General features: G+C 38.5%; 21 protein-coding genes. 2 read left to right on the top strand and 19 right to left on the bottom strand.

Features of this window, described 5'->3' with window-relative positions; all coding sequences use genetic code 11:
• Positions 1–17: 17 nt before the first annotated feature.
• From cysW to ABN217_RS16340, 6 genes are all read right to left on the bottom strand, one after another.
• Positions 18–860, bottom strand: coding sequence for a sulfate/thiosulfate ABC transporter permease CysW (cysW, locus tag ABN217_RS16365; protein WP_196553795.1), 843 nt, complete (start codon positions 858–860; stop codon positions 18–20).
• Entirely contained in the window at positions 860–1,693 is an 834-nt protein-coding gene (gene cysT, locus ABN217_RS16360; RefSeq protein WP_072068681.1) for a sulfate/thiosulfate ABC transporter permease CysT, read from the bottom strand. The genes cysW and cysT overlap by 1 nt, the downstream gene beginning before the upstream one ends.
• Positions 1,693–2,712, bottom strand: coding sequence for a thiosulfate ABC transporter substrate-binding protein CysP (gene cysP / locus ABN217_RS16355; protein WP_196553796.1), 1,020 nt, complete (start codon positions 2,710–2,712; stop codon positions 1,693–1,695). Before cysP ends, cysT begins: the two co-directional genes overlap by 1 nt.
• A gap of 235 nt (positions 2,713–2,947) precedes the next feature.
• Positions 2,948–3,844 (bottom strand): Dyp-type peroxidase, encoded by an 897-nt coding sequence (locus tag ABN217_RS16350; RefSeq protein ID WP_196553797.1) that lies wholly within the window; start codon positions 3,842–3,844, stop codon positions 2,948–2,950.
• A 120-nt stretch (positions 3,845–3,964) separates the two neighbouring features.
• The gene (locus tag ABN217_RS16345) at positions 3,965–4,582 is read right to left on the bottom strand and encodes an RpoE-regulated lipoprotein (protein ID WP_349459631.1); all 618 of its coding nucleotides are present in this window, start codon (positions 4,580–4,582) and stop codon (positions 3,965–3,967) included.
• Between the two features lie 334 nt (positions 4,583–4,916).
• On the bottom strand, positions 4,917–5,354 hold the full coding sequence (locus tag ABN217_RS16340) for a GNAT family acetyltransferase (protein ID WP_072068684.1): 438 nt from the start codon (positions 5,352–5,354) through the stop codon (positions 4,917–4,919).
• 133 nt (positions 5,355–5,487) lie between these two features.
• Here ABN217_RS16340 and hemF point away from each other — a divergent pair, with 133 nt between their 5' ends.
• The gene (gene hemF, locus ABN217_RS16335; RefSeq protein WP_072068685.1) at positions 5,488–6,396 is read left to right on the top strand and encodes an oxygen-dependent coproporphyrinogen oxidase; all 909 of its coding nucleotides are present in this window, start codon (positions 5,488–5,490) and stop codon (positions 6,394–6,396) included.
• Between the two features lie 86 nt (positions 6,397–6,482).
• Here the strand turns inward: hemF and ABN217_RS16330 are convergent, their stop codons facing one another.
• Positions 6,483–6,830: a hypothetical protein gene (locus tag ABN217_RS16330; RefSeq protein ID WP_349459630.1), complete on the bottom strand. Its 348-nt coding sequence runs from the start codon at positions 6,828–6,830 to the stop codon at positions 6,483–6,485.
• A gap of 168 nt (positions 6,831–6,998) precedes the next feature.
• The gene (locus ABN217_RS16325; RefSeq protein ID WP_197269002.1) at positions 6,999–7,568 is read right to left on the bottom strand and encodes a hypothetical protein; all 570 of its coding nucleotides are present in this window, start codon (positions 7,566–7,568) and stop codon (positions 6,999–7,001) included.
• 271 nt (positions 7,569–7,839) lie between these two features.
• Between ABN217_RS16325 and ABN217_RS16320 the strand changes: the two genes are divergently transcribed.
• Positions 7,840–8,754 carry a Gfo/Idh/MocA family protein gene (locus tag ABN217_RS16320; protein ID WP_196553799.1) on the top strand — a complete coding sequence of 305 codons (915 nt, stop codon included), beginning with the start codon at positions 7,840–7,842 and terminating at the stop codon, positions 8,752–8,754.
• A gap of 74 nt (positions 8,755–8,828) precedes the next feature.
• On the opposite strand, the gene der is transcribed toward ABN217_RS16320, so the two are convergent.
• The 11 genes from der to ABN217_RS16265 all read right to left on the bottom strand — a co-directional run bounded on the left by der (position 8,829) and on the right by ABN217_RS16265 (position 25,965).
• Entirely contained in the window at positions 8,829–10,319 is a 1,491-nt protein-coding gene (gene der / locus ABN217_RS16315; protein ID WP_115350059.1) for a ribosome biogenesis GTPase Der, read from the bottom strand.
• Positions 10,320–10,438: 119 nt separating this feature from the next.
• Positions 10,439–11,611 (bottom strand): outer membrane protein assembly factor BamB, encoded by a 1,173-nt coding sequence (gene bamB, locus ABN217_RS16310; protein WP_196553800.1) that lies wholly within the window; start codon positions 11,609–11,611, stop codon positions 10,439–10,441.
• 14 nt (positions 11,612–11,625) lie between these two features.
• Complete coding sequence (locus ABN217_RS16305) at positions 11,626–12,246, bottom strand: YfgM family protein (RefSeq protein WP_072068689.1); 621 nt, start codon at positions 12,244–12,246, stop codon at positions 11,626–11,628.
• A 10-nt stretch (positions 12,247–12,256) separates the two neighbouring features.
• The gene (gene hisS / locus ABN217_RS16300) at positions 12,257–13,540 is read right to left on the bottom strand and encodes a histidine--tRNA ligase (RefSeq protein WP_349459629.1); all 1,284 of its coding nucleotides are present in this window, start codon (positions 13,538–13,540) and stop codon (positions 12,257–12,259) included.
• 122 nt (positions 13,541–13,662) lie between these two features.
• The gene (gene ispG / locus ABN217_RS16295) at positions 13,663–14,784 is read right to left on the bottom strand and encodes a flavodoxin-dependent (E)-4-hydroxy-3-methylbut-2-enyl-diphosphate synthase (protein WP_072068690.1); all 1,122 of its coding nucleotides are present in this window, start codon (positions 14,782–14,784) and stop codon (positions 13,663–13,665) included.
• A gap of 47 nt (positions 14,785–14,831) precedes the next feature.
• The gene (rodZ, locus tag ABN217_RS16290; RefSeq protein ID WP_115350060.1) at positions 14,832–15,800 is read right to left on the bottom strand and encodes a cytoskeleton protein RodZ; all 969 of its coding nucleotides are present in this window, start codon (positions 15,798–15,800) and stop codon (positions 14,832–14,834) included.
• A 75-nt stretch (positions 15,801–15,875) separates the two neighbouring features.
• Entirely contained in the window at positions 15,876–16,310 is a 435-nt protein-coding gene (locus ABN217_RS16285) for a hypothetical protein (protein ID WP_072068692.1), read from the bottom strand.
• An 88-nt stretch (positions 16,311–16,398) separates the two neighbouring features.
• Positions 16,399–17,580, bottom strand: coding sequence for a dual-specificity RNA methyltransferase RlmN (rlmN, locus tag ABN217_RS16280; protein WP_109407318.1), 1,182 nt, complete (start codon positions 17,578–17,580; stop codon positions 16,399–16,401).
• Positions 17,581–17,736: 156 nt separating this feature from the next.
• Entirely contained in the window at positions 17,737–18,162 is a 426-nt protein-coding gene (gene ndk, locus ABN217_RS16275; RefSeq protein WP_023581630.1) for a nucleoside-diphosphate kinase, read from the bottom strand.
• Positions 18,163–18,507: 345 nt separating this feature from the next.
• Positions 18,508–20,829, bottom strand: a complete 2,322-nt coding sequence (gene pbpC / locus ABN217_RS16270) for a peptidoglycan glycosyltransferase PbpC (protein ID WP_349459628.1) — start codon at positions 20,827–20,829, stop codon at positions 18,508–18,510.
• A 48-nt stretch (positions 20,830–20,877) separates the two neighbouring features.
• The gene (locus tag ABN217_RS16265) at positions 20,878–25,965 is read right to left on the bottom strand and encodes an alpha-2-macroglobulin family protein (RefSeq protein ID WP_502929691.1); all 5,088 of its coding nucleotides are present in this window, start codon (positions 25,963–25,965) and stop codon (positions 20,878–20,880) included.
• Between the last annotated feature and the right edge of the window lie 256 nt (positions 25,966–26,221).

Raw genomic sequence — 26,221 nt, 5'->3', positions numbered from 1 at the left:
TTGTGTCAATAATGATGTCATTGCTGACGTGCTAAATGCCATTGCAATGCACTTTTAAACATTAAGGTGAATATCGCCATCATCGCGAGTAATGCGGCAGCCGTAAAGGCACCAACGGTATTGTAATCTTGATGCAACAATTCAACTTGTAACGGCAATGAATAGGTTTCACCACGAATGGCACCGGATACCACTGAAACCGCGCCAAATTCACCAATAGCTCTGGCATTGGTTAATACCACACCATAGAGTAATGCCCAACGGATATTAGGTAATGTCACACGCCAAAACATTTTCCAACCACTCGCCCCTAATAACACTGCCGCTTCATCTTCTTGACTACCTTGGCTCATCATCACTGGTACCAGTTCTCTAACAACAAAAGGACAAGTGACAAATACGGTAACTAAAACCATCCCCGGCCATGAAAACATAAGCTGGATATCAAACTGAGATAACCATTGACCAGCCCAGCCATTACTACCGTAAAAAAGCAAGTAGAGCAGTCCGGCGACAACAGGTGATACCGCAAAAGGGATATCAATGAGTGTCATTAATAATTGGCGTCCCGGAAAACGAAAGCGAGTAACCAGCCATGCCATACTGACACCAAACAACATATTGACAGGTACTGTGATTAACGCGATTAATACTGTTAACCAGACAGCATGTAACATATCGCTGTCTAATAAGTTCTCAGTAAATATTTCAACACCTTTTGAAAACGCGGTCATAAAGATCCACGCAATAGGCACAACTAAAAATAAAATGGATAACGCAACCCCTGTAAGGATCAATCCCCACTTAACCCAATCAATTTGCCGACGATAAATAGAGCCTTGTTGCATAATATCTGACATCAATGCCCCCTCAACCGTTGACCAAATCGGCTTTGTAAGCCATTAATTGAAAACAGTAAGACTAAAGAAACAAGTAAAATCACAGAAGCCACAGCACTAGCCGCAGGATAATCAAACTCTTGTAATCGAATAAAAATCATCAAGGAAACCACTTCTGTTTGCCATGCAATATTACCGGCAATAAAAATAACAGCCCCAAACTCCCCCAAACTGCGTGTAAAAGAAAGCGCGGTTCCAGCAATTAATGCAGGTGATAATTCAGGCAATACAACTTTACGAAATGTTTGCCAACGGCTCGCTCCTAGAGTTTCAGCGGCCTCTTCATACTCTGGGCCTAACTCTTCAAGCACTGGCTGAACCGTTCTTACTACAAAAGGCAAACTGGTAAAAGCCATAGCAACAGCAATCCCAATCCATGTGTTAATGACTTTGATATCAAATTTATCTAGCACAAAGCCATACCAGCCTTGTGTTGAGAACAGCGTAGCGAGCGTTAATCCAGCAACCGCAGTAGGTAAAGCAAAAGGTAAGTCCATTAAACCATCAAGTAGTTGTCTACCCGGAAAACGATAACGTGTAATGATCCACGCAAGCAACATGCCAAAAATAGCATTAAAAATACTAGCAACCGCAGCTGCAAGTAGTGTGACTTTATACGCGGCAACAATTTGAGGATGTGTTATGACTGCCCAATATTGCGCCCAGCTCATATCAGAAAGTTGCACAACCAGTGCACTCATTGGTAATAGTAAGATCAAGCAGGTATAAAACAGTGTTCCGCCTAAGCTTAATCCAAATCCCGGTAATACCCGTTTACTGGTTGTGGTAAACATTATTGACGTCCTTGTGCTAATAACTTGTCAAGCATGCCATCTGTTGTGAAATGTGTTTTCATCACGTTATTCCAGTCGCCAAATATCTCTTCAACGGTAAATAGAGACGTTGCTGGAAATTGTGCTGCTTTTTGCGCCATAACAGCTTTATCATTTACGCGATAGTTAAATTGCGTGATGATCTCTTGTGCTTGAGGACTGTATAAGTAATTGAGGTAAGCTTTTGCCAGTGCTTCTGTGTCATTACGTTGCACATTTTTATCAATCCAAGCGACTGGAAACTCAGCTAGAATATCTACGGGTGGCACAATAACTTGATATTCATCTTCACCATATTGCTGACGAATATTATTAACTTCAGATTCAAAACTGATCAGCACATCCCCAAGTCCACGCTCAATAAAAGAGGTTGTCGCACCACGACCTCCGGTATCAAATACTTCAACATTTTTAAGGAACTTTTTCATTGCTTCTTGGGTTTTTGCATCATTACCATAGGCTTTTTCAAAAGCCCCCCAAGCAGCTAAATAGGTATAGCGACCATTACCTGATGTTTTGGGATTCGGGAAAACCACTTTGACATCTTCGCGGGTTAAATCCTCCCATGTCGTAATATTTTTAGGATTACCTTTGCGAACTAAATACGCCATAGTGGAATAATAAGGTGAGCTATTGTTAGGCAAACGTTGTTGCCAATCTGCTGGAACAAGCTTGCCTTTATCATGCAGAATTTGTACATCGGTCACTTGGTTGTATGTCACCACATCCGCAGGTAGCCCTTGCAATATCGCAAGTGCTTGCTTAGAAGAGCCAGCATGAGATTGTTTGATAGTTACTTTGTCATCAGGATGCTGTGCATCCCACTGAGTTTTAAAATCACTATTTAGCTGTGTGAATAACTCTCGCGCAATATCATAAGAGCTATTAAGTAATTGAGCTGCCCCTGCATAACTACTGGCAACCAAAGACAATGCCGTAGTTGCTTGTAATGCAAAGGTTCTGATTATGTTTTTCTTCATCAAAAGTACCCATCATTGTAAGTTTTATTCTAATGGTTACTTTATCGGCTTTATTTATAACAGTGTAGTTAGCTTTTGTTATTTGATATAACTGAAAGCTATTAAAATTGAATAAAATACAAGCTAATTAATTAAATTAACATCGATTGATATTAATATGAAAAAAATTCAGACAAAAATGCCTGCGATTAAAGCAGGCATTTCATCAATAAAAACTTATTTAATACTCGGCAATTTACAGTGCTTTTAAGGCTTCATAAGATGGAGCAAAGTAGTAACTTCCTGTAACAGGCTTACTCATACGTAATAAGTCATCGTGTTTGCCATCTAATTCACCAAACATACTTAGTAATTGCTGTTCAATATTATATAAACGACCACAATAAGCTAAGAAATATAAACCATGTTTACCACTTGCAGTACCGTAAGGCAGGCTGTGACGTAAAATAGCCAACTCTTCACCATCTTCTTCAATCACAACACGAGAAACATGAGAAGTGACATTACGTTCTGATTCATCAAGTTCAACACTGTCTTTTTTAGTACGACCGATCATTTTCTCTTGATCTGATTCACTAAAACGAGCCCATTTTTTTAGGTTATGCTCATAACGCTGAACTAAAACATAACTACCACCAGCATCTACACCATCATTAATCAATGCAACACCGTAGCGTTCATCATCTTGTGGGTTTTCAGTACCATCAATAAAACCACTTAAATCACGCTCTTCTATCCAACGGAAACCATGAATTTCTTCTTCAACTTTAATCACATCACCAAAAGCCGCTATTGCTGCTTGAGCCAATGAAAAGTTAACATCATGGCGCATAGATTGAATATGAATAAGTAGGTCACGTTGTGTCGCCGGCGCTAAACCTTTACCTAATGGGCGAAAAGGTTTTAGCTCAGGGGCACTGTTTTCATCTGATAATTTTTTCCAAAGATCGGAGCCAAATGCAACAACTGCGCCTAATGACGCATCAGGAAATTGCTTTTGTAAATCAGATAATGATTGCATAAATTTCTGACATCCTTGACGCAGAAATTCTAATTCACCCACGACCATTGCTTCGATAAAAAGACCAAATTTACTATGTGCGACTAAAATGCCACTTTGTGCATGAGACATATTGCTTCCCTAATCAATAATCAAAACGCTCGGAATAATGTTAATTATATCGAATATTTTTTTCCGAAGATTTGCCTTTTAACAAATATCAGACAGTCTGATTATAAAATCTTCCATATATTATAAGGAATAGCGTGCAGGTGTTTTGTTCTGCCAAATAATTTGCGTTAACGTCCAATTTGATAAAACTTCATCTGGTGGCATTAATCCATCAGGGCCGTCCCATTGTCCACTAAAGACATAGCTCACTGATTTAGCTTGTTCTGATTGGCATAAAATTGTTCTTTGCTTTTCATCTTTAGGGCCTTTACTACATGCACCAAAGGCTTTTTTATAGATATCTTTAAATGGTGTACCAATAGTTGTGCCCCAATCTGTCGTCGCCTTGGCATCAAAGACTTCTATTTTCTCTACTGTGCCTTTTTCTTTGCCGTAGAAAGCCACTTGAGTTTTATTATCATCTAAACCTTGAACAACAACGATAATATCATTGCCTTGCATTTCCATGCCTTCACGATAATGAAAGCGACTTCCTAATTCATTCTTAATATCATTTTCTGTGATTTTTGTTGAGCTTGTAATATTACCTAATCCATTAGCAGAAACGGTTAGCGTATCATTTGAGAACCAATTCATCGGATTTAGTGCAGAAAAAGACATTCCTCCCATGGATGAACAGCCACTTAATAGCAAAACGCTTGTGCTTAAACACAAGGGTAACCAAAACTTAGGTATCATTTATTTCTCCGTTAAACTTTTACATCACTCATTAAAATAGATATTGATGTTATTAAGCACACCTTATCTTACTCTTTACCCCACCTCAATCATCCGACTAAAACACGCACAATAAATTAGCATAAAAAAGTATTGCTTAATTTAACGCTGAATAACCTCATGAAAAAGAAGGCCTAGTTACGACCTTTTACATCACGATTTGTTCCACAGAAAAAGCAATATCAGATTTTACGTATAAAATAAGGGAATAACGTGTAAGGATAAAAATAGAGAAACAGAAAGGACAAATACAGAAGTAAGAATAACCCTCAAAATATTGAGGGCTTATGACATGTTAGAGATCAAAATCCTGATCGATAATTAACCGTTTAGTATAAGTTGTACTTTCTTGGTTTTGATCTTCATACAATAGCTTTTCAAACATAAAAATCGTTGCATCATTTTCTTCTGGTATAACTAATGTAATTTGTGGGCATCCTTTTGCGATCAGTTTTTTTTCTAATCGAGAGATCAATGCATTCGCAATGCCTCTGCCACGAAAGTCTGGGTGAACCCCTAAATAATATAAAGATCCACGATGACCATCGTAGCCCCCCATCACACTCCCCACTAGTTCACCGGCCACTTCTGCAATCAGAAATAAATCAGGTGAATGGTTTATTTTTCTTTCAATATCAATTTCAGGATCGTTTTCTGGCGAGATTAAATCGCAACGTTCCCAAAGTGTAATAATTGCCTCAAAATCATCTTGGCGAAATACACGTATTTCCATGGTTTTGCCTGTTATTGTTCATATAAATCTAAATTTATTATCGCTTGTTTGGTTTATGAATCAACTTGAAAATGAGAACATAGGCGATATGGAGTTCTATTTTTAATAAATATGATAAAAATTGTAGGTTATTATGAATTTACCTGATATTCATCGTGTTAAAGAATTTTTCTTATCACTACAAGATACGATTTGTCACTCTCTTGAAAACATAGACCAAAAAGCCACTTTTCAGCAAGATAATTGGGAAAGAAAAGAAGGTGGTGGTGGCCGTACTCGTGTATTAACCCATGGCGCACTTTTCGAACAAGCAGGAGTTAATTTTTCACATGTCTATGGTGAGTCACTCCCTCAATCGGCAACAGCACATCGCCCTGAATTAGCCGGACGTCGTTTTCAAGCAATGGGTGTTTCATTAGTTATTCACCCTCTTAATCCTTATATTCCAACCTCTCATGCTAATGTGCGCTTTTTTATTGCAGAAAAAGAAGGTGAAGATCCCATTTGGTGGTTTGGCGGCGGCTTTGATTTAACACCTTACTATGGATTTGAAGAAGACGTTATCCATTGGCATAAGGTTGCCAAATCTGTTTGTATCCCTTTTAGCAAAGATTATTACCCGCGTTATAAAAAATGGTGTGATGATTATTTTTATATTAAACACCGCAACGAGCCCCGTGGTGTCGGTGGGCTTTTCTTTGATGATTTAAATACACCAGATTTTGACCATTGTTTCGAGTTTGTTCAATGTGTCGGCCTTGGTTATCTTGATGCTTACTTACCTATAGTTGAAAAACGTAAATCAATGCCCTGGGGAGAGCATGAGCGCCAATTCCAGCTCTATCGCCGTGGTCGCTATGTTGAGTTTAATTTAGTGTGGGATAGAGGAACCTTATTTGGGCTACAAAGCGGAGGAAGAACAGAGTCAATTTTAATGTCTATGCCACCTTTAGTCCGTTTTGAATATGATTATTCACCCGAACCGGATACTCCTGAAGCAAAGCTATACAGTGACTTTTTGATCCAAAAAGAGTGGGTATAGCACAAGCTCTATCTCTCAATGATAGCCACTTTTTAAAGTGGCTTTTTTTAAATCAACGAAAAAGCGAACTTTTCTTTTTGGCAAGATTAATTAAACAAAAAGGACAGTAATCCGGTAACTTTATTTTTATTTTCCCAGCCTTCCCCTCTCATACAGGTATTAAAATAATCCCTACGCTGCCATTCATTCGCATCTGAAGGAAAAGATGTTCCTGCCCCTGAATTTGGAATATCTTTACCATTTATTCTCATTGGAGCAAAAGAAGGTTGACTTGAAGCCACATATCTCGCGGGATATCGCGTATTAGCTTCTTGCATACACATATTTTTAGCGATATCTAAAGGAGATGGTGTGCAGGTGTTTGCTTCCCATTTTTCAGGTGTTGCACAAGCAGAAAGCATAAAAATTGATGTAATGATAATCGTTTTTTTCAAAATAACAGCTCATTAAGACGAATAGGAATCAATTACATTTTAAATTATTATTTGAAAAATTAAATTAAGTTTTTATGAAAACAATATCGTTATATGATAATTAAATTAAAAAAATCAATGAAATCAATATAAAATGAGGGGTAACGCCTTATTTGAATGATGGCGTTTTTATTCTTCGAATAACTTATCAGGACAATCAGAAATAACATCAAATCCTAAATAATAATATAAGTGGTATTTGCTTATATCATCTTTATTAAAGATATGAATTCCTTCAGAACTATAGCAATTTGTTATATTGATTTTTTGATGATCAAAGATAATTTCAGAGTGATTTAATGCTCCTGTTATTTTAATGCTATTTTCCTGATTAGGATTATTAGGATAAATAACAGACATTGATAGCTCATCCATAAAGTCTACGAGTTGAGTTGGCTTTTTATTATAAAGGTATGTATAGGTTATTTTGTCATCGACGGAGTCATAAACTACATTGTATTTATCAGTGATATTAAAATCTTTCCCCTGAAGTAATAAACATTGATTGTTATTTTTATTGGTAGGGTCATTAAAACAGGTGTAAATAAGTTGGTCTGCTAAAGTGGGTTTATCTGTATATAAAATAAGCCCTTCTTCTTTATTGGAAACTAAACCAAGAGAAAAATTATCCGAGTTATTGCTACTAAGTGCAATGCTTTGATATCCCAAAAATGTGAAGAGAATAAAGGCTCTAAGCATACAAGTTACCTTAAAAGTATGAAAAAAATAGTTACGCAATCACCAGAGAATAACGAAAGTAATTAAAAAATCATACAGCTAAAATCGATCAATAAATCGAAATATAAATGACATTAGCAACTCAACTCCGCTTAACCGAATAGCTTTAGAATATCAGGCTATTGATTTAAAAAAGATAATTATCATTTTCCCTTTTTTATTCTTTAATTAGCAATATATATACTTTTTACTTGTCTTAACTAGATATCACATTGAAAAAAGAAGGCGAATAATGAAAAAATTACGGATAGGTATGGTTGGGTTAGGGGCAATTGCACAGAAAGTTTATCTCCCTATTTTGAGCAAAACCGCTAATTGGGAATTTGTGGGAGCATTTTCACCAAACCAAGAAAAAGGAAATGCAATTTGTGCCGCTTACCGTATTTCCTATTTTAATAACCTTCACTCTCTTGCTAAACAATGTGATGCCATATTTGTACACAGTACAACTTCAAGCCATTTTGAAATCATAAAATATTTATTAAATGAGGGAGTACATGTTTATGTTGATAAACCATTAACAGAACATATCCATCAATCTGAGATACTCATTGAACTCGCAACGCAAAAAAATAAAAAATTAATGGTGGGATTTAACCGTCGCTTTGCACCTTTTTACCAATCATTGAAACAAACGATAACGCATCTCTCTTCACTAAGAATAGAGAAACATCGATGTGATAGCATCGGACCAAAAGATACCCGCTTTACCTTATTCGATGATTATTTACATGTTATCGATACTGCACTTTGGTTTGCTGGTTCTAATGCAAAATTATCAAGTGGCAGTATTATTCAAACAGAAAAGAGTGAGTTATTTTATGCTGAACATCATTTAAAAATAGAAGACTGCTGGATAACAACCTCAATGCATAGAAAAGCGGGTAGTCAGCAAGAACAACTCATTGCTATTGATGAAAATGCGATCCATCAAATTACCAATATGAATATGTGGCGTAGTGAAAATAAACAAATACTCACTGAAAAACATCCCGAAAATTGGGATCCGATTTTATTACAACGTGGGTTTATTGGTGCTGTAGAGCATTTTATTCAATGTGTGATGAACGATACTCATCCGATAACAAGCGGTGAACAAGCGATTGTGGCTCAACAGATGATAGAAAAAATGTTAGCTGAACAATAATAATCATGAGCATAAAAAACGGCGTTCAACATACTGTGAACGCCGTTTTTTATTATTTTTAAGCTTGAATAAGCTTATTTAGATTTCTTCAAATGTGACATTAAACGCTTACGTTTACGCATTTGAGATTGTGTTAATTTATTTTTCTTATCCGCATAAGGGTTTTCACCCTCTTTAAATTGAATGCGAATTGGCGTTCCCATAACTTGCAGAGTACGACGGAAATAGTTCATCAAATAACGCTTATAGCTATCTGGCAAATCAGTTACCTGATTACCATGAATAACCACAACAGGTGGATTATAACCACCAGCATGTGCATACTTCATTTTTACACGGCGTCCACGAACAATTGGTGGCTGGTGATCATCTTCTGCCATCTTCATGATACGCGTCAGCATTGATGTGCCAACACGACGCGTTGCACAGACATAAGCTTCTTGAATAGATTCAAAAAGATTACCCACACCACTACCATGTAATGCAGAAATAAAGTGAACTCGTGCAAAGTCAACAAAGCCCAGTTTAAGATCAAGCATGGCTTTTACTTGTTCACGATCGTCTTGTGTCATGCCATCCCATTTATTAACAGCAATCACTAATGAACGACCCGCATTCAAGATATAACCTAGCAATGAAAGATCTTGATCAGAGATGCCTTCACGCGCATCAATAACTAACAATGCAACATTAGAATCTTCAATCGCTTGCAGTGTTTTGATAACAGAGAATTTTTCTACTGTTTCTTTCACTTTACCGCGCTTACGAACTCCGGCTGTATCGATGATGATATATTCTTTATCATCACGCTCCATAGGAATATAGATACTGTCGCGTGTTGTACCGGGCATATCGTAAACAACTACACGATCTTCACCAAGCATACGATTTGTCAGCGTCGATTTACCCACATTAGGACGACCAACGATCGCCAATTTGACAGGTAATGTAGAAGGATCGAAGTCATCTTCTTCCTCTTCTAATGCTTGTGCTTCTTGCTCAGCTTCTAATGCAGCCCAATATGCTGCATTCTCTTCTTCTTCGGTCAGCTCTTTTTCTTCTTCAACCACTTTTCCTGTAATTGGTAATAATGCTTGTTCAATTAATTGAGCCACACCACGACCATGGGAGGCCGCAATTGGGAAAATCTCACCTAAACCTAAAGAATAGAAATCAGCTAACGCAGTATCAGTATCAATACCGTCTGTTTTATTCGCAACTAAATATGTTTTTTTCTCAACACCACGAAGATGTTTGGCAATGCCTTGGTCTGCTGGCATTAAACCGGCACGAGCATCAACTAAAAATAGTACAACGTCGGCTTCTTGAATTGCCTGTAATGATTGTGATGCCATATGGGTTTCAACACCCTCTTCAGCACCATCAATACCACCAGTATCAATAATAATAAACTCTTCGCCCTCTAACTCCGCACGACCGTATTTACGATCACGAGTGAGGCCTGGAAAATCAGCAACTAATGCGTCTCTTGTGCGTGTTAGTCGATTAAACAACGTGGATTTACCCACGTTAGGGCGCCCTACTAAGGCAATAACGGGTATCATTTTTTGATGCCTCATAAAAATACAATCATAATTCTGATTGTATTTTACATGTAAATACTAAAAAGACGAAACGGCTCCTTTAAAGGAGCCGTAAAATAAATAGATTTGTCAGCAATAAATTACCGACTATAAAGATAAACTTTACCGTCACGAGCTTGGATCATCAATTTATCTTGTACCGCTTGAGGGCGACTTAATAAACCTGAGCTATTCACTTGGTTTTGTGCAATGAATTTACCATTACTGGTATCAATCCAATGGAGATAACCTTCTGCATCACCAACGACTAAATAACCATCAACAATAGCAGGTGCAGTTAAATTACGATGCAATAAATCTTCTTGTGTCCATAATGTCACACCATCCGATTTACGAACAGATAAAACTCGGTCATTTTGGTCAACAAGGTAAAGATTATCACCTAGCAATACCATATCATTGACTGAGCCTAGGTCGCGTTTCCAAAGAATTTGTCCAGAACGCATATCAAGGCTAACTAAGTTACCGTTATACGCCATTGCATAAACAGTATTTTCATCAATAATTGGGGTAATATCCACATCATTTAATCGGCTAATTTCAGTTGAGCCTTTAATTTGTGAAATATTTTGTTGCCAAATCAACTGTCCTTGAGAAAGGATAACTGCACTGACACGGCCATTATCTGCACCAATAATTGCAGCACCATAAGCAACAGCTGGCGCAGACTCACCACGAAGAGATAATGATGGTGTATCTAAATTAACTGTCCATGATATTTCGCCAGTTAATAAATCCAACCCTTGCAATAAGCCATTACTAGTATGGATAAGCACTAATCCATCACTAACAACAGGTTTTGAAATGGCTTCACCTGCAACATCGGTTTCCCAATCAATAGAACCATCATCAGTATTCAGCGCATAAACTTTTGCTTTTTCAGTTCCCACAAAAACCCGAGTACCTGAAACAGTCAATCCACCAGAAAGTAATGCGGATTCATTGGATGAAAGAAAACCGGTTTTAATAGAGAGATCTTGTGACCAAAGCTCTTTACCTGTTTCCAAATCTAACGCTTTAACTAAACCATGGCGATCAGCGACATAGACAACTGAGCCATCCCATGTTGGTGACAAGTGAGAATAGTATTTACCAATACCATTTCCAACTGACTTATCCCAAACAGCTCTAGGTGTAAATTGGCTCTGCACCTCAGGTAATGGAGACATTGTCACATTATCCTGTTCACTAGAACAGCCTGCCAATAAAGCAGATGCTAGTAGACCAACCAGGAGAGTTTTACGCAGTTGCATGTCTGAAGATCCCTTTAATTGGATAAATTATTGAGTTTAAGTTCAACCAGTGAGCGAATAGCACCCGCATTTTCATCAGTTAATGCGCTACGATAAGCAGTTGCCGCACCTGTATTATCGCCTTTTTTCGCTAATACATCACCACGGATATAATTTTTCATTCCATTCCATGCTTTGCCTTTCACTTGCTCTAACGAGATCAAAGCAGCATCAGTTTTATCTAATGCTAATTGTACTCGAGCTAAACGAAGATTTAGCATATCTGCAAATGCATCATTTTTTACTTTTGCAATAGCGGTTGTCAGATGACGCTCACCATTAACTAAGTCATTAGCATCAATAGCAATCTGTGCAAGTTCTAATGACGCTAGTGCGCCATAAACATCATTTGTATCTGTAACAAATTTGTCGGCTAACGCAATATTTTCAGGGGTTGGTTTAGCAAGTGCTTCACTCACAGTTGCAAAAGCCTCTGCACTTTCTTGTAAGCGATTTGTTTGATGTGATTGCCAATATTTCCAACCAAACACACCACCAAAACCAATAACAGCAGCTAAAACAATAGTTAAACCGTAATTTTTTATAAACTGTTTAATTGCATCAACTTGTTCGTTTTCGGTGCTATAAACTTCCACAAGTCTCTCCTTAACTTAATAACAGAGTCAATTGCTGAGCTAGCTCATTACGAGCAACGATTGTTTGTTCACCTGAACGCAAATCTTTCACTGCAACAGTGCCTGCATTAATTTCATCTTCACCTAAAATCAATGCAATTTTAGCGCCTTGTTTATCGGCACGTCCTAATTGCTTTTTAAAGTTACCATTACCATGATTCGTCATTAGACGTAATGTTGGTAATTGGTCACGAATTTCTTCAGCAAGCATTAATGCTGCGCTTTGGCTCTTCTCACCAAAAGAAGCAAGGTAAACATCAGCCACATTAGTATCTGCAACAAATTCAGGGTTAACCGCTTGAACTAATAAAATCATGCGCTCCATACCCATAGCAAAACCCACCGCAGGGGTTGGATGTCCGCCAAGTTGCTTCACAAGACCATCGTAACGCCCACCTGCACAAACTGTACCTTGTGATCCTAATGCGCTGGTAACCCACTCAAAAACAGTACGGTTATAATAATCTAAACCTCGCACTAAGCGCTGATTAACACGATAGGTGATACCCACAGCATCTAATAATGCACAGAGACCATCAAAGTGTGCTCTTGATTCGTCATCAAGATAATCGAAAAGTTCAGGCGCATCATTCAATAAAGTCTGAATTTCTGGATTTTTCGAGTCTAAAACACGTAATGGGTTAGAATACATACGACGTTTGCAGTCTTCATCTAGCTTATCTACATGTTGCTCTAAGAAAGCGACTAACGCTTCACGGTATTTAGCTCGTGCTTCTAATGAACCAATAGAGTTAAGTTCTAATGTTACGTGTTCTGCAATACCTAACGCTTTCCACCAGCGCGCAGTTAACATAATTAACTCCGCATCAATATCTGGGCCTTGTAGACCAAAGACTTCTGCACCTAACTGGTGGAATTGACGATAACGACCTTTTTGAGGGCGCTCATAACGGAACATTGGCCCTAGATACCATAAACGTTGTTCTTGGTTATAAAGCAAACCATGTTCGATACCTGCACGTACACAGCCCGCAGTATTTTCTGGGCGTAACGTCAGGCTTTGCGTATCTTCACCACGATCGGTAAAAGTATACATTTCTTTTTCAACAACATCAGTGACTTCACCAATTGCTCGCTGAAATAGAGGGGTATGCTCTACGATAGGTGTTCTGATTTCACTAAAACCATAACCCGCTAAAATTTGTTTTAGTGTATTTTCAATTTTCTGCCATACACGAGTGTCAGCAGGTAGATAGTCGTTCATACCACGAATGGCTTGGATTTTTTGTGCCACTTTTTTTCTCTAATAGTTATTAGTTGATTGTTAGGCTGATTATAGAAGCGAAATCAATCAGTATTCAACGTGAAATCAATAGTAAAACTGGCTCATTGATTAATGAGCCAGTTTTTTGAGTGTTATTTATCCAATTGATTTATGTTTATACGCATGCTGTCATCAAGCATTGATGCTTTAGCGCGGATCTTCGCTTCTAATAAATCAATCATATTGCCATTATCAAGGCGCTCTTTTTGTCTTACGCCATCTTCATAAAAACCACTGCGTGTTTTAGCACCAGTAACGCCTAACGTTGATACTTCTGCTTCACCAGGGCCATTAACAACACAACCGATAATAGAGACATCCATTGGAGTGATAATATCTTCTAACCGTTGTTCTAATTCATTAACTGTTCCAATGACATCAAATTCTTGGCGCGAACACGTTGGACAAGCAATAAAGTTAATACCACGAGAACGAATACGTAATGATTTTAGAATATCAAATCCGACTTTAACCTCTTCAACTGGATCAGCCGCTAATGAGATCCTTAATGTGTCGCCAATACCTTCTGATAATAAAATCCCTAAACCAATAGCTGATTTAACTGACCCAGCTCTTGCTCCACCAGCTTCGGTGATCCCAAGGTGTAAAGGTTGATCAATTTTTTTTGCTAATAAGCGATAAGAATCTACTGCGAGGAAAACATCAGAGGCTTTTACACTAATTTTAAATTGTTCAAAGTTCAGTCGTTCGAGAATATTGACATGGCGCATTGCTGATTCAACTAACGCTTCAGGTGTAGGCTCTCCGTATTTCTCTTGAATGTCTTTTTCAAGTGAGCCACCGTTTACGCCAATACGAATAGGAATATTATAATGACGAGCACAGTCAACAACTTGACGAATTCGCTCTTCACTTCCGATATTACCTGGGTTAATACGCAGGCAATCAACGCCATATTCAGCGACTTTTAATGCAATACGATAGTCAAAATGAATATCAGCCACTAAAGGCACATTAACCTGTTGCTTAATTAATTTGAATGCTTCGGCAGCATCCATTGTAGGTACAGAAACCCGAACAATATCCACCCCAACACGCTCCAGAGATTTTATCTGGCGAACAGTCGCTTCTACGTCTGTTGTTCGTGTATTCGTCATCGACTGTACAGCGATAGGTGCGCCATCGCCAACAGGAACATTACCTACATTAATTCGAGTAGATTTACGACGAATAATAGGTGATTCTTTATGCATTGATTAATTCTCCCATGCTTCCATGCTTGCTCAAATGTGTAGTCAGATTAAGCGCTCGGTACTGTTATTTTTGCTATTTTTCCAGTAAAACGACTTAAATCAATTGATTCACCATTAAACTGTAAGCGAGTAACAGACGGTGCGCCTATTTTTAGTTTATAAGGTTGCTCACCATCAAATTCCAAACGATCACCCGCTTTCTTAATACCATTAAATAAAATTTTATTTTGAGCATTACGAATTTCTAACCAACATTCACCATCAAACATTAACACTAATTGGTTTGCGACCTCAGGCGCTTGTGATGATGTTGATTCTTGTGTTGAATTTGCACGAGAAGTTGTCGATGTTGTTAACGGTGATACCGGTAATGGAACTGTTCTAACTTCTGTAGGTGCAGGTGTCGTCGTTTCAATTGTTGGTGACGTAGCAACATTACTCCCCTGAGTATCGACTAATGGCGATGCAGGTACTTGTAAATTATCACCTTCAGATGTTGACGTATTATCTAAGGTTGCTAATGGAGAATCTACCGTATTAGTGTTTTCTTGTGTACTATTTTGCCCTATGTCTTGTGATGCCATAGAGACTAATTCTTGTTGATCCGCCTGATGACCTTGCCACCACCAAACACCAACGAGTGCGACCATTACAATGACAATCACCCATGTGATTTTCATCAGCCAGCCCTCACGTTTTTTGTGACGTTTACCTAATGAGTAATTTTGTGTGGTTGTCATCCTAATTTGTTTAACGGGCGCTTGTTGGTCGATAAAACCAAGGATGTCTTTTTCAGGAACGCCAACTAATTTGGCGTAAGAGCGCATATATCCACGTAAGAAGGTTGGTGCAATATCAGAAGAAACAGAATCTGTTTCAATTTCGCGAACTGTCGATAACTTCAAACAAAGTCGATCAGCAACAGTTTGTTGTGTTAGCCCTACTTTTTCTCGTGCCTGACGTAAAAGTTGACCAGCTGTTAATTTCACTTCTTCGGTTTTGTTTTCAGTATTCATTAGCAATCTAGGCACTGTGGCTATTGGATGTTTAACATTGATGAACTCGAAAAAGTACCAAATACCTTAACGTTATCACCGCGAATTTTTTGATATTTCATTATTACTTTGCTGGCAAACCAAATAATCTGGCGGTATATCCTCAATTGACACACTATTATTGTTTAATAGTTTTTGTTCACAAAGGAAATTACCATAAAGCCTTAATACATTAACATTTACTGGCTTCGACTTCATCGCTAATTTGTAATAATCTAACGCTTGAATAGAATTTCCCAATAACTGCGATGTTAATGCCATTCCTAAATTAGCTTCAAGGTGATTTGGCATCACCGATAACACTTTTTGGAAATGATATTGTGCGGCTTGGTATTGCCTTTCAGCTAAATAAGCATCACCTAATTGTAAACGTGTCGATACTGCAACACGTTCTTGATTGGCTGATGATTGACAACCTAATGTCAATAACATCAAGCCAATAGTTATAATTACTGATGATATCCTTATCATCTTTATATTCCTTAAATATATTCATCCTTGTTCTCTCTACTTTGCAATTATGTAAGACACTTCACAAAGAAAGAGATATCCAACTGTATCAGACTGCTTTTACTGAAATTAGTTCACCTTGTTGGCGTTTTTTCAGTGTACGTTTTGTGCGGTCAATAACATCACCCGCTAATTGTCCACACGCCGCATCAATATCATCACCACGCGTTTTGCGTACAATTGTTGTAAAACCATATTCCATTAATACTTTAGAGAAACGGTCAATGCGACTATTAGAACTACGTCCATAGGGTGCGCCCGGGAATGGGTTCCATGGAATTAAGTTAATTTTACATGGCGTATCTTTTAAAAGCTCGGCTAATTGGTGAGCTTGTTCAGTGCTGTCATTAATATGATCAAGCATGACATATTCAATAGTAACTCGCCCTTGGTTCGCATTTGATTTAGCAATATAACGGCGAACACCTTCAAGAAACATTTCAATATTATATTTCTTGTTAATTGGTACGATTTCATCACGAATGTCATCAGTTGGCGCATGTAATGAAATAGCTAACGCTACATCAACGGCATCACCTAATTTATCTAATGCAGGCACAACACCTGATGTAGATACAGTGACACGACGTTTAGATAAACCAAAACCAAAATCATCCATCATGATTTCAAGTGCTGGAATAACATTATTTAAATTCAGTAATGGCTCCCCCATCCCCATCATAACTACGTTAGTAATAGGACGACGGCCAGTCTCTTTTAATGAACCAATAATTTTAGCTGCACGCCACACTTGCCCAATGATTTCAGATACTTTTAGGTTACGGTTAAAACCTTGCTGTGCAGTTGAACAGAATTTACACTCTAAAGCGCAACCGACTTGGGAGGAAACACATAACGTTGCACGATCATCTTCTGGGATATACACCGTTTCGACTTGTTGATCGCCAACTTTAATTGCCCATTTAATCGTGCCATCAGTTGAACGTTGTTCTTCAGAAACTTCAGGTGCTTTAATTTCAGCAATTTCTTTTAATTTGTTGCGTAACACCTTGTTGATATCTGTCATTTGATCAAAATCGTCATAACAGTAGTGATACATCCACTTCATAATTTGGTCAGCACGGAAAGGTTTTTCGCCCATAGAGACAAAAAGCTCTCGCATCTGTTTACGATTTAAATCCAACAGATTAATTTTAGTTTTTTGATTCACAGTATTTTCTTTAGAAACAGCGACAGAAGCGCTTGGCGCTGGGGTGGTAGATTGGGTCATGACATTGCCTCGTTGTTACACTATGCGGCCTGCATTAGCATTGATGCTAATGGGATACTTATATATTTGTATAATTAAACAATAATAAAAAACGCCCTGTTAATAATCAAACAGGGCGTCGCATTGTACTGTTTTTCGCGTAGAGATGCTAATAAATTAGCGCGCGCAAACTTCGTTTTCGGTAAAGAAGTAGGCGATTTCGCGAGCAGCAGAAGCTTCTGAATCTGAACCGTGTACCGCATTTTCAGTAAAGCTATCGGCGTAATCAGCACGTAATGTACCTGCTAATGCGTTGTCTGGATTAGTTGCACCCATCAGATCACGGTGACGTTGGATCGCATTTTCACCTTCTAACACTTGAACCATAATTGGGCCCGAAGTCATAAATTCAACTAAGCCATCAAAAAATGGACGGCCTTTGTGCTCTTCATAAAAGCCTTCAGCTTGTTCGCGAGTCAAATGCAACATTTTAGCACCAATGATGCTAAAGCCTGCACTTTCAAAACGGTGGTAGATAGCACCGATAACATTTTTTTTCACTGCGTTTGGTTTGATAATAGAAAATGTGCGCTGAATAGCCATGTCTTACCTCTAAATTATTTTATTAATGATAACTTTTGTTATCTCTTTTATCGCAGATCATGGAAAAACGAATCAAAAACCGCATTCCCTGCAAAAAATAAGGGCTCGATTATAGGAGGATAAAAATGAATTGCACAGATTGAATAACCTTTTTTTTTAAAAAACTGTGGCAAAAAAGTTATAAATTATCGATCTAATCACATTTTTAACGTTTCCCATACTCAAACTGAAAAATGAGAATAAAAAAGAACCGTAATGAAATGCTATTAATAATTCTTTTATCTTTATTAAAAAGCGTATTCTAGTTAAAAATCTCTCGGTTCTTGTTTATCTCATCGTTTCAGTTTAACGGAATACAAAATTAACCATATCCGTTTGACCACTTAAATCAAGCACTGACAATTGGTATTTACCTCGTTTCTCTAGTAAATAAGAGAACGTTTCACCATTTTCAGTCTTTCCTATTTGTTCACCATTTAAAAACCACCATTGCATACCACTTCCACCTTGCGTAGAAACGGTTATTTCGAGATTAGTTTCACTGGGTAATGGTCTTAGTAAATCACCCGCACGAATACCTGAAATAAACAAGGGAATAATATCCTCTTTAATTGGTGGACAAGTTTCAGAAATCGGTGGCAGTCGTTTTGCTCTACGCTCTTTTTCAGGCAACCATGCTTCTAATGCTATCGGCCATAAGGCGATATCTTTTAACGTTGCATTAAGGCAATTAGGTCCTGTGCGTTTACCTTCATTATCTAACCAAATTTTTTCGTTGATCCCCAAAATACCTTCTTGGCTATCATTTAATAAAGTTGGTGGAATGGTGTTATCTAAGATCCAACTTCGACGACTGACTCTACAATTGCTATCTTCTTTTGGTAATGCCTTACCTGTTGGCCAACAAATAGTTGCAGCGGTTACACTACTAGGGCGTAGATCTGTCGGTGGCCGCTGTTTATTTTGGTAGAAATAGCCTGTTAGTAAGTTATTAACTTGATTCATAATAGGTACAGCTGTTGCAAAACCAAATTGTCCTGCAACCGGAGTACCATCAGGCCTTCCTACCCAAACGCCAATGGTATAACGGGCGTTCACTCCAATAGACCATGCATCTCGATAGCCATAACTGGTACCTGTTTTCCAAGCCAAAGGAACTACAGGCGAAATTGCACTATCTGGACGAGGCCTAGCTTCTCCTGCCAAAATACGCCTTGTGATCCACGCGGAACCTGGTGACATTAATACCCGATTCTCGATTATCTGTTCTGGTTTAAAACGTAAAGGTGCTGTTTTTCCTTGCCTTGCCAGCGCACTAAAGGCGGAAACAAGTTCATCCATACGTGTTGCGGTTCCCCCTAAAATCAGAGCTAAATTAGGTTCTGAGCCATAAGGAAAGCGCATTTCAAGGTGATTATGTCGCAATTTTGCTGCAAATTTCTTGGCACCATACACTTCAATAAGTTGTACTGCTGGCAGATTCAAAGAACGACTTAAGGCTTCGCTGGCACTGACTGCACCATTGAAACCAGAGTCAAAATTGCCGGGGCGATAATTATCAAATCGACGAGGTACATCTTGTAAGAGTGATTCCGCATGAATAAGCCCTTCATCTAATGCAAGTGCATAAATAAAAGGTTTTAATGTTGAACCTGGCGAGCGCCATGCACTAATCATATCGACATGGCCAAAGCGCGAGTTGTCATTAAAATCCGCAGAGCCAACATACCCTTTTACGCTCATATCTGTATGATCAACCACTAAAATGGCTAAGGATGTTTTATCCGCTAGCTGATATTTCCATTGATTGGCAATATCTTCAAGTTGTCGTTGAATATTAATATCAATCGTTGTTGTTATAACAGGCGCTCGCTTTTCGTTATACATACGACGAGCAAGCAATGGCGCCAATTGTGGCGTTTGTCTTGGTGCTAATAAAACCTGTTCTTCTTTTATTTCATCAACTTTTTCTTGTGACCATATTTGATACTCTGCCAGCCTATCAAGCACTTTATCGCGAGCAGCTTGAGCTCGTTCAGGATATCTATCAGGTCGCAAACGACTTGGTGCTTGTGGCAATACCGCCATTAATGTTGCTTCACCAGCAGACAAATCAGCAGGTGATTTGCCTAAATAAGCCCAACTTGCCGCACCAATACCTTCTAAAGTACCGCCAAAAGGTGCTCTATTGAGGTAAATTTCCAAAATTTCGTCTTTTGAGTAATACCATTCTAATTGCAAGGTGCGCCAAAGCTGTTTGATTTTTCCGCTCAAAGTTCGAGAATGTGGATCAATCAATCGAGCCACTTGCATCGATAACGTACTTCCTCCTGAGACAATTCTTCCTGAGCTTAAGTCTTGCCATGCGGCTCGTAATATTGCCATTGGATTAACACCGGGATGTTGATAAAACCAACGGTCTTCATAGGTGATAAGAGCATCTAAATATTCAGGAGAAACATCTGCAAGTTTGACATGATAACGCCACACCCCCTCTTTATCAGCAAAACGCCAAAGAGGCGTGCCATCTTGCGCCGTGACAATAGTTGCTATTTGGGGTTCAGGATCAGGGAGAGGCCAAATTTTATCTGCGATCCAGACTAAAATGGGGGTTACAAATAGAAAAATAATGATAACAGCAATAAGCCGTTTATATCCTAGTTTCATTCAATCACTCAAAGGAAGAAGCCCTTTCCAAAGAAAGGGCTACAAGATTTAAGGAACAATATCAATCTTGGTTTCTGTTGAACCTATTGCTCGCCAATAAGGCACATACATTGATTCAACTTGTGGAGGTGGTACTTGATAGCTACCCGGTGTAACTGCTCTTGCTAAATAGAGTAATGTTGTAGGACGATATCTGTCTACAGAAACCGCAGCAACAAATCGATCATCACGATATTCAAGGTGTTTAATATTAGCTTGCCCCATATCGTCGATAAACTCCTGTAAGTCAGCCGCACTATCACTCAAGCTTGCACTGCTTGATGCTAAGTTTTGGTTTTCAATTTCAAGACCCGCAGGTAATAAATCAACAACCAAAGCATCAGGAACATCTCTATCTGCTGAAACTTCTAGTTTCACCACCAGCATTTCACCACTTTGTAAACGATTTGGATGAACGCGATTTCCTTTCAAGTCGTAGTAACTACGATGAACATTTAACACATTACTATAAGGTGCTGGAGCCACTTTCGGATAGCCTACGATATTCATGCGTGAATAAATCGCAGCACCACCACGGTTGTTTAGTTCCAACCCTTCTTGTAATTGCGTTGATGTTAATGTTTCATTCACCGCGCGATCACTACTGATTGCAGGGATTTGACGATTTACAGCGACCTCCCAAGGTTGCTCAGACATATTAATAAAGAAGCGCCCCGCAAGATATAAAGAGTTGCTTTCTTGTGTTGAGAACCACTCACGACTCGTTAAGTTATCTGATAACGTAATCACACTTGCATCACGAGATTGTGTTTCAAGATTATTTTCACTTAATAAAGCAATAATTAACGCTTGGTCACGAATAACGCTACCGTAATCACCTAACCCATAATTATATTTACGAGTTGTTGTCACGCCTTCTGCAATTAAACCTTCTGCACGACTGTTATCACCCATCAATTTTAACGCAATGCCTAATTGAACTAACGCCAAACCACTACCAGCATCATTTCGCTCAAGATAAAGGCGACGTAATTCACCCAAAGGTGCTTTTTGTTGATTCGCTAATACAAGTGCTGCATATGCTCTGGCAGAGAAACGGGCAGCATCTTGGTTAACCGCATATTCATAGTTAACCAAGCTTTTATCTTGTAAATAACGTAATAAGCGATCGTTGGCACGTTTTAATGGTTCCGCTGGAACAGCATAACCTTGTTGTGAAGCACGGAATAAAAAGTCAGTGGCATAGGCTGTTAGCCAATACTCTTCACGTCCATCTTGGTTCCATAAGGAGAATCCTCCCTCTGCTTTTTGCATTGTCAGCAGGTGGGCGATACCTTTTTCAATTGCCACTTTTCTATCAGCATCAGTTTGCGTTTTGATCCCTAATTGCTTCAACTCTTTTTCTGTTGAGTATAAAGAAGGATAAAGCCCGCTGACAGTTTGCTCTAAGCAACCATAAGGGTAAGCAAACAACTCTCTGACATAACGTGCAATCTGTAATGGAGGACGGCTTGTCAGTAATAATTCACCTTCAAGCGTTGAGTTATTAAAACGATTTAAAACGTCTGTTGGCAAACTCCACGTCTCACCATCTTGTAACGTGCTTGCATAATGAAGTGTTTCTGCCGGATAAGCAGGACGAACACCTATATTCCATGTGTTGTGGTAAGGTTTAATTTCTTCACCAGGTACTTTAATACCATAAATAGACAGCGAGAATTCGCCTTGACCAAAGCCATGTTTCGCTTTTACTGGGATCTGAACTTGGGTACGTTCACCTTTTGTCAGCGATACTGTTTTACTTTCTGCACCACCTAATCCTACCAGACCAGAAGCTGTGTAATTTAACGTGATAGATTGTGCGTCATCCGTTAGATTGGTTAAATCTAAAGACAACAGTGCATTATCACCACCCGCCATAAATCGAGGCAATGAAAGTTGAGTCACTAAAGGTGCCGCAATAACCACTTTACCTTCTTGACTACCGAATTTATCAGCTGTCCAAGCTTGCGCCATTAAACGAACTTCGCCATTAAATTCAGGAATAGGTAAAGAAACTTCTCCCTCGCCTTGGGCATTTAATTTTACAGGTGCTGTTTGTTGAGCAATGATTTGCACATCGGTTAATGGTTTTTTACCACCACGAGATAGCGCAGCCGCTTCACCACCATCACCACCAAAGCGCAGATTCGCTAAACGACCTTGCCCTTCAATTAATTGCCCATAAACATCATATTGATCGATGCTGTAACGTTTACGACCAAAGAAGGCATCGTAAGGATCTGGCGTTTTATACTCTGTAATATTTAATACACCCGTGTCTACCGCAGAAACTAAAACATTAATGTTTTCAGGTAATGGCTGGCCTGCAACTGGATTCGCTTTAATGCGGATTTTTAAATCTTGATTTGGACGAATTTTTTCAGGTGCATCAAGTGAAATATCAATCCGACGGTTTTTATCCTGTAATGGTAAATGTAAAATACCAACAGCACGTTTTACAGTCGCTTGTTTTGACGTATCACCAGGCCTTACAACAACAGATGTCAGATAGAGATCGTGTCTTGCCCATTCTTTATTAATAGGCACTTCAACATCGAGTCCTTTTTCTGGCACATCAATTTCTTGCCACCATAAAGGCCCATTACTTGATTCTAATAAGACATAACCTTTGCCCGGATGAGGTGCGACAATGTTTAACTTCACTTTCTCGCCTGGTAAATAACCTTCTTTATCCAGTTTAAGTTTAACTTGGTCTGGTCTTACAGCTCCTGTTCCACCAGTGTTATCCATCCAAGAATATCCCGCCCAGAATCGTAAGCTACTGACTAATTCTGTTTTAGGATCGACCACTTCAATACGGTAAGAACCCCATTCAACAGGGAAGGCCACTTTTGCTGTGCCATCTTTTGCTATTTTGATGGTTTGTTCATCCATTTGCAGATCTTTTTCGTTATAGCCCGATTCCCAGCCATTCGAACTAGACCAACGCCAATAATAATCATGGCGCTCATAGATAAACTTCACTTTAAGATCGTTTGCAGGGAGTTTTTTACCGTCTTGATCTGTATAGACAATTTCAAATTCAGCCATTGAGTTTTCATCAACACTGTAACCTGATTTATATTTATCTGTACGGTAGTCATAAACTTCTTTTTTAGGGAAGACTGGACGAATACCAGCAAGATGAGTGGCAGGCCAAACAGCTTGCTGATAACGGCGAGTAACCGGACGCCCACCAGCTTCGAGCAAGCTTGCTTGTAAAATAATATTAATTGGTGATTTCAGTTCTGCATAGCGATCACTATCAACACTTAATTCACCTTGTCCGTCAGAGTCTAAATTAAGTTCAAACTCATCCAATAAACGGCTGAAATTTTCATCTTTTACGGCACCAAATTCATAGCCAGGTAATTTACTGACCGCTTCACGAGAGGCTTTTAAGAAGACTTGTCCTTGTAAGCGATTATCAGCCGCTGGTGCACCATAAAGGTAACGCCCTTCAAGATCAAAATAAGCATCATTACCACTAAGTAGAATGCCTTTTTTACCCGTGATGACTAATGCCATTCGCTCTGGCATAAAGTCTTCAACCTGAAATTCATAGAACCGAGGCGTTCCATCACCGATATCAAAACGCAAAGTACGTGTACCGGTATTTTCATCGGCAGGAATAGCTAATTTTAACTGATAGAGTCCATTTTCAGGCTGCCATACAAAACTACGTGACACTTGGCCATCTGTTTTGAGTAAATCCACTTTAACGGGTTGCTCTTTAATTGGATTACCGTCGCCATCGCGCAGTAACGCATTAACAATTAAAGTTTCACCTGGACGATAAAGATCACGAGGGCCAAAAGCAAAAAACTGTTTGCTATAACCTTGAGGGCCTCCGATATCAAACTCAGAAAGATCAAGCGCAGGTTTACGCAAATCAATCATACTAGTTTGACCATCACGAATAGCCATTAATAAACGCGCTTTATCACTTTTCTCAAGTGTGGCATGTCCTTGGCTATCTGTTTGCGCTTTGGAGATTAAACCACCTTTTTCATCTAATAAACGAATTTCTACTTTATTTAACGCAGAACCATTTTTAAGTGATTGGGTGAAAACATCTAACGAATCAAGGTAACTATGCATCGACAATCCGATATCACTAAAAGTGAATACCGTAGCTGGCACCGTATAAGAATATTTACCAGCTTGTTGCATTACAGCAATATAGGCACCTTCTTTTTTCAGAGCATCTATTGATTTTAATGGTAACAATACGTTTTCACGGGTATTTTTTTCTGTATTTAACTCAAAACGACCGGTATAAACCAAATCAGCTTGAGATAAAAATTCATCAGATTCCCAATAGTTAATGTTAGAACGACTTTCCCATTGCGTTAAAAATTGAGCCAATTGCTCATCTTTTACACGGAAAAAGTTAACATCTACTTGATCCACATTTAAGGCAATAATAGGTAAGCCTTCGGCAGCATCAAATGGTAATAACGACCCTTTACTGGTAAATCCAACTGAAGGGAAAATTTCTTCTGTGGTTAATTTCTGGCTAAAAGGCGTTGTTAATGTACGTTCATTAATACCTTTGATTTTATCATCAATGGTTAAATTCAATTCTGTTGATGGTGGCAAATGACGAAAACGCAACTCCATCAAGTTGTCTGATAACTCCCACGCACCTTCTAGTTTTCCTTTTTTGGTATCAACAAGATGAATAACGTTATCAAACTTTTGGTCTGGATCAAGTGGTACAGAGAAAGTCACCACCATAGTACTTGCACCATCACGTTGCAGTTCTGATGCATCTAATACAGTGACATCTTTTCCTGCAAAACGCATAGCCAATTCATCACGAACTTCTTTGCTTTTTAATGCAGTTTCATTATTCGTTTTTGTTGTAACTGCTGATCTTTCGCTATTTTGAGTGGCAGTATCTGGTGTATTTTGAGCTGTGTTTTTTTGCTCAGTTGTTTGTACGTTTTGCGCTTTGTCTGTTGATGACAAGCTTTCATCAGCTTTGTCATCACACCCACTCAGTGCCAACGCAGACGCCAATACAACAGCAAGTGAGCACCAACGATAGCCTCTCTTTTCTGTATATTGTCTAAATTGGTTTTGATTCATATCCATTTCCTTTAAATTCAACCCCTGAATAATGCGATGTTTTATGCAGGCCGGGCAGAGATAATATAGATTTTTCTTTGTTCTAATAAGATAAAAAATAACAATATTGACTATATTTTATCGAATATAATGAAGTTCTTTACAGGGAAAAGTCGCGCTATTTTTACACCAAAAATAAAAATCTGACAAAACAATGCATTATATAAAAATGCAAACAATTTGCTAAATTAGTCAATATTCTATTATAGGATAAAAA

This window comes from Proteus sp. fly-1067 (genome assembly GCF_040139345.1).
GTDB classification, from domain to species: Bacteria; Pseudomonadota; Gammaproteobacteria; order Enterobacterales; family Enterobacteriaceae; genus Proteus; species Proteus vulgaris_B.
Note: the sequence above shows the minus strand (reverse complement) of the source record. Positions and strands in the feature narration are given on the sequence as shown.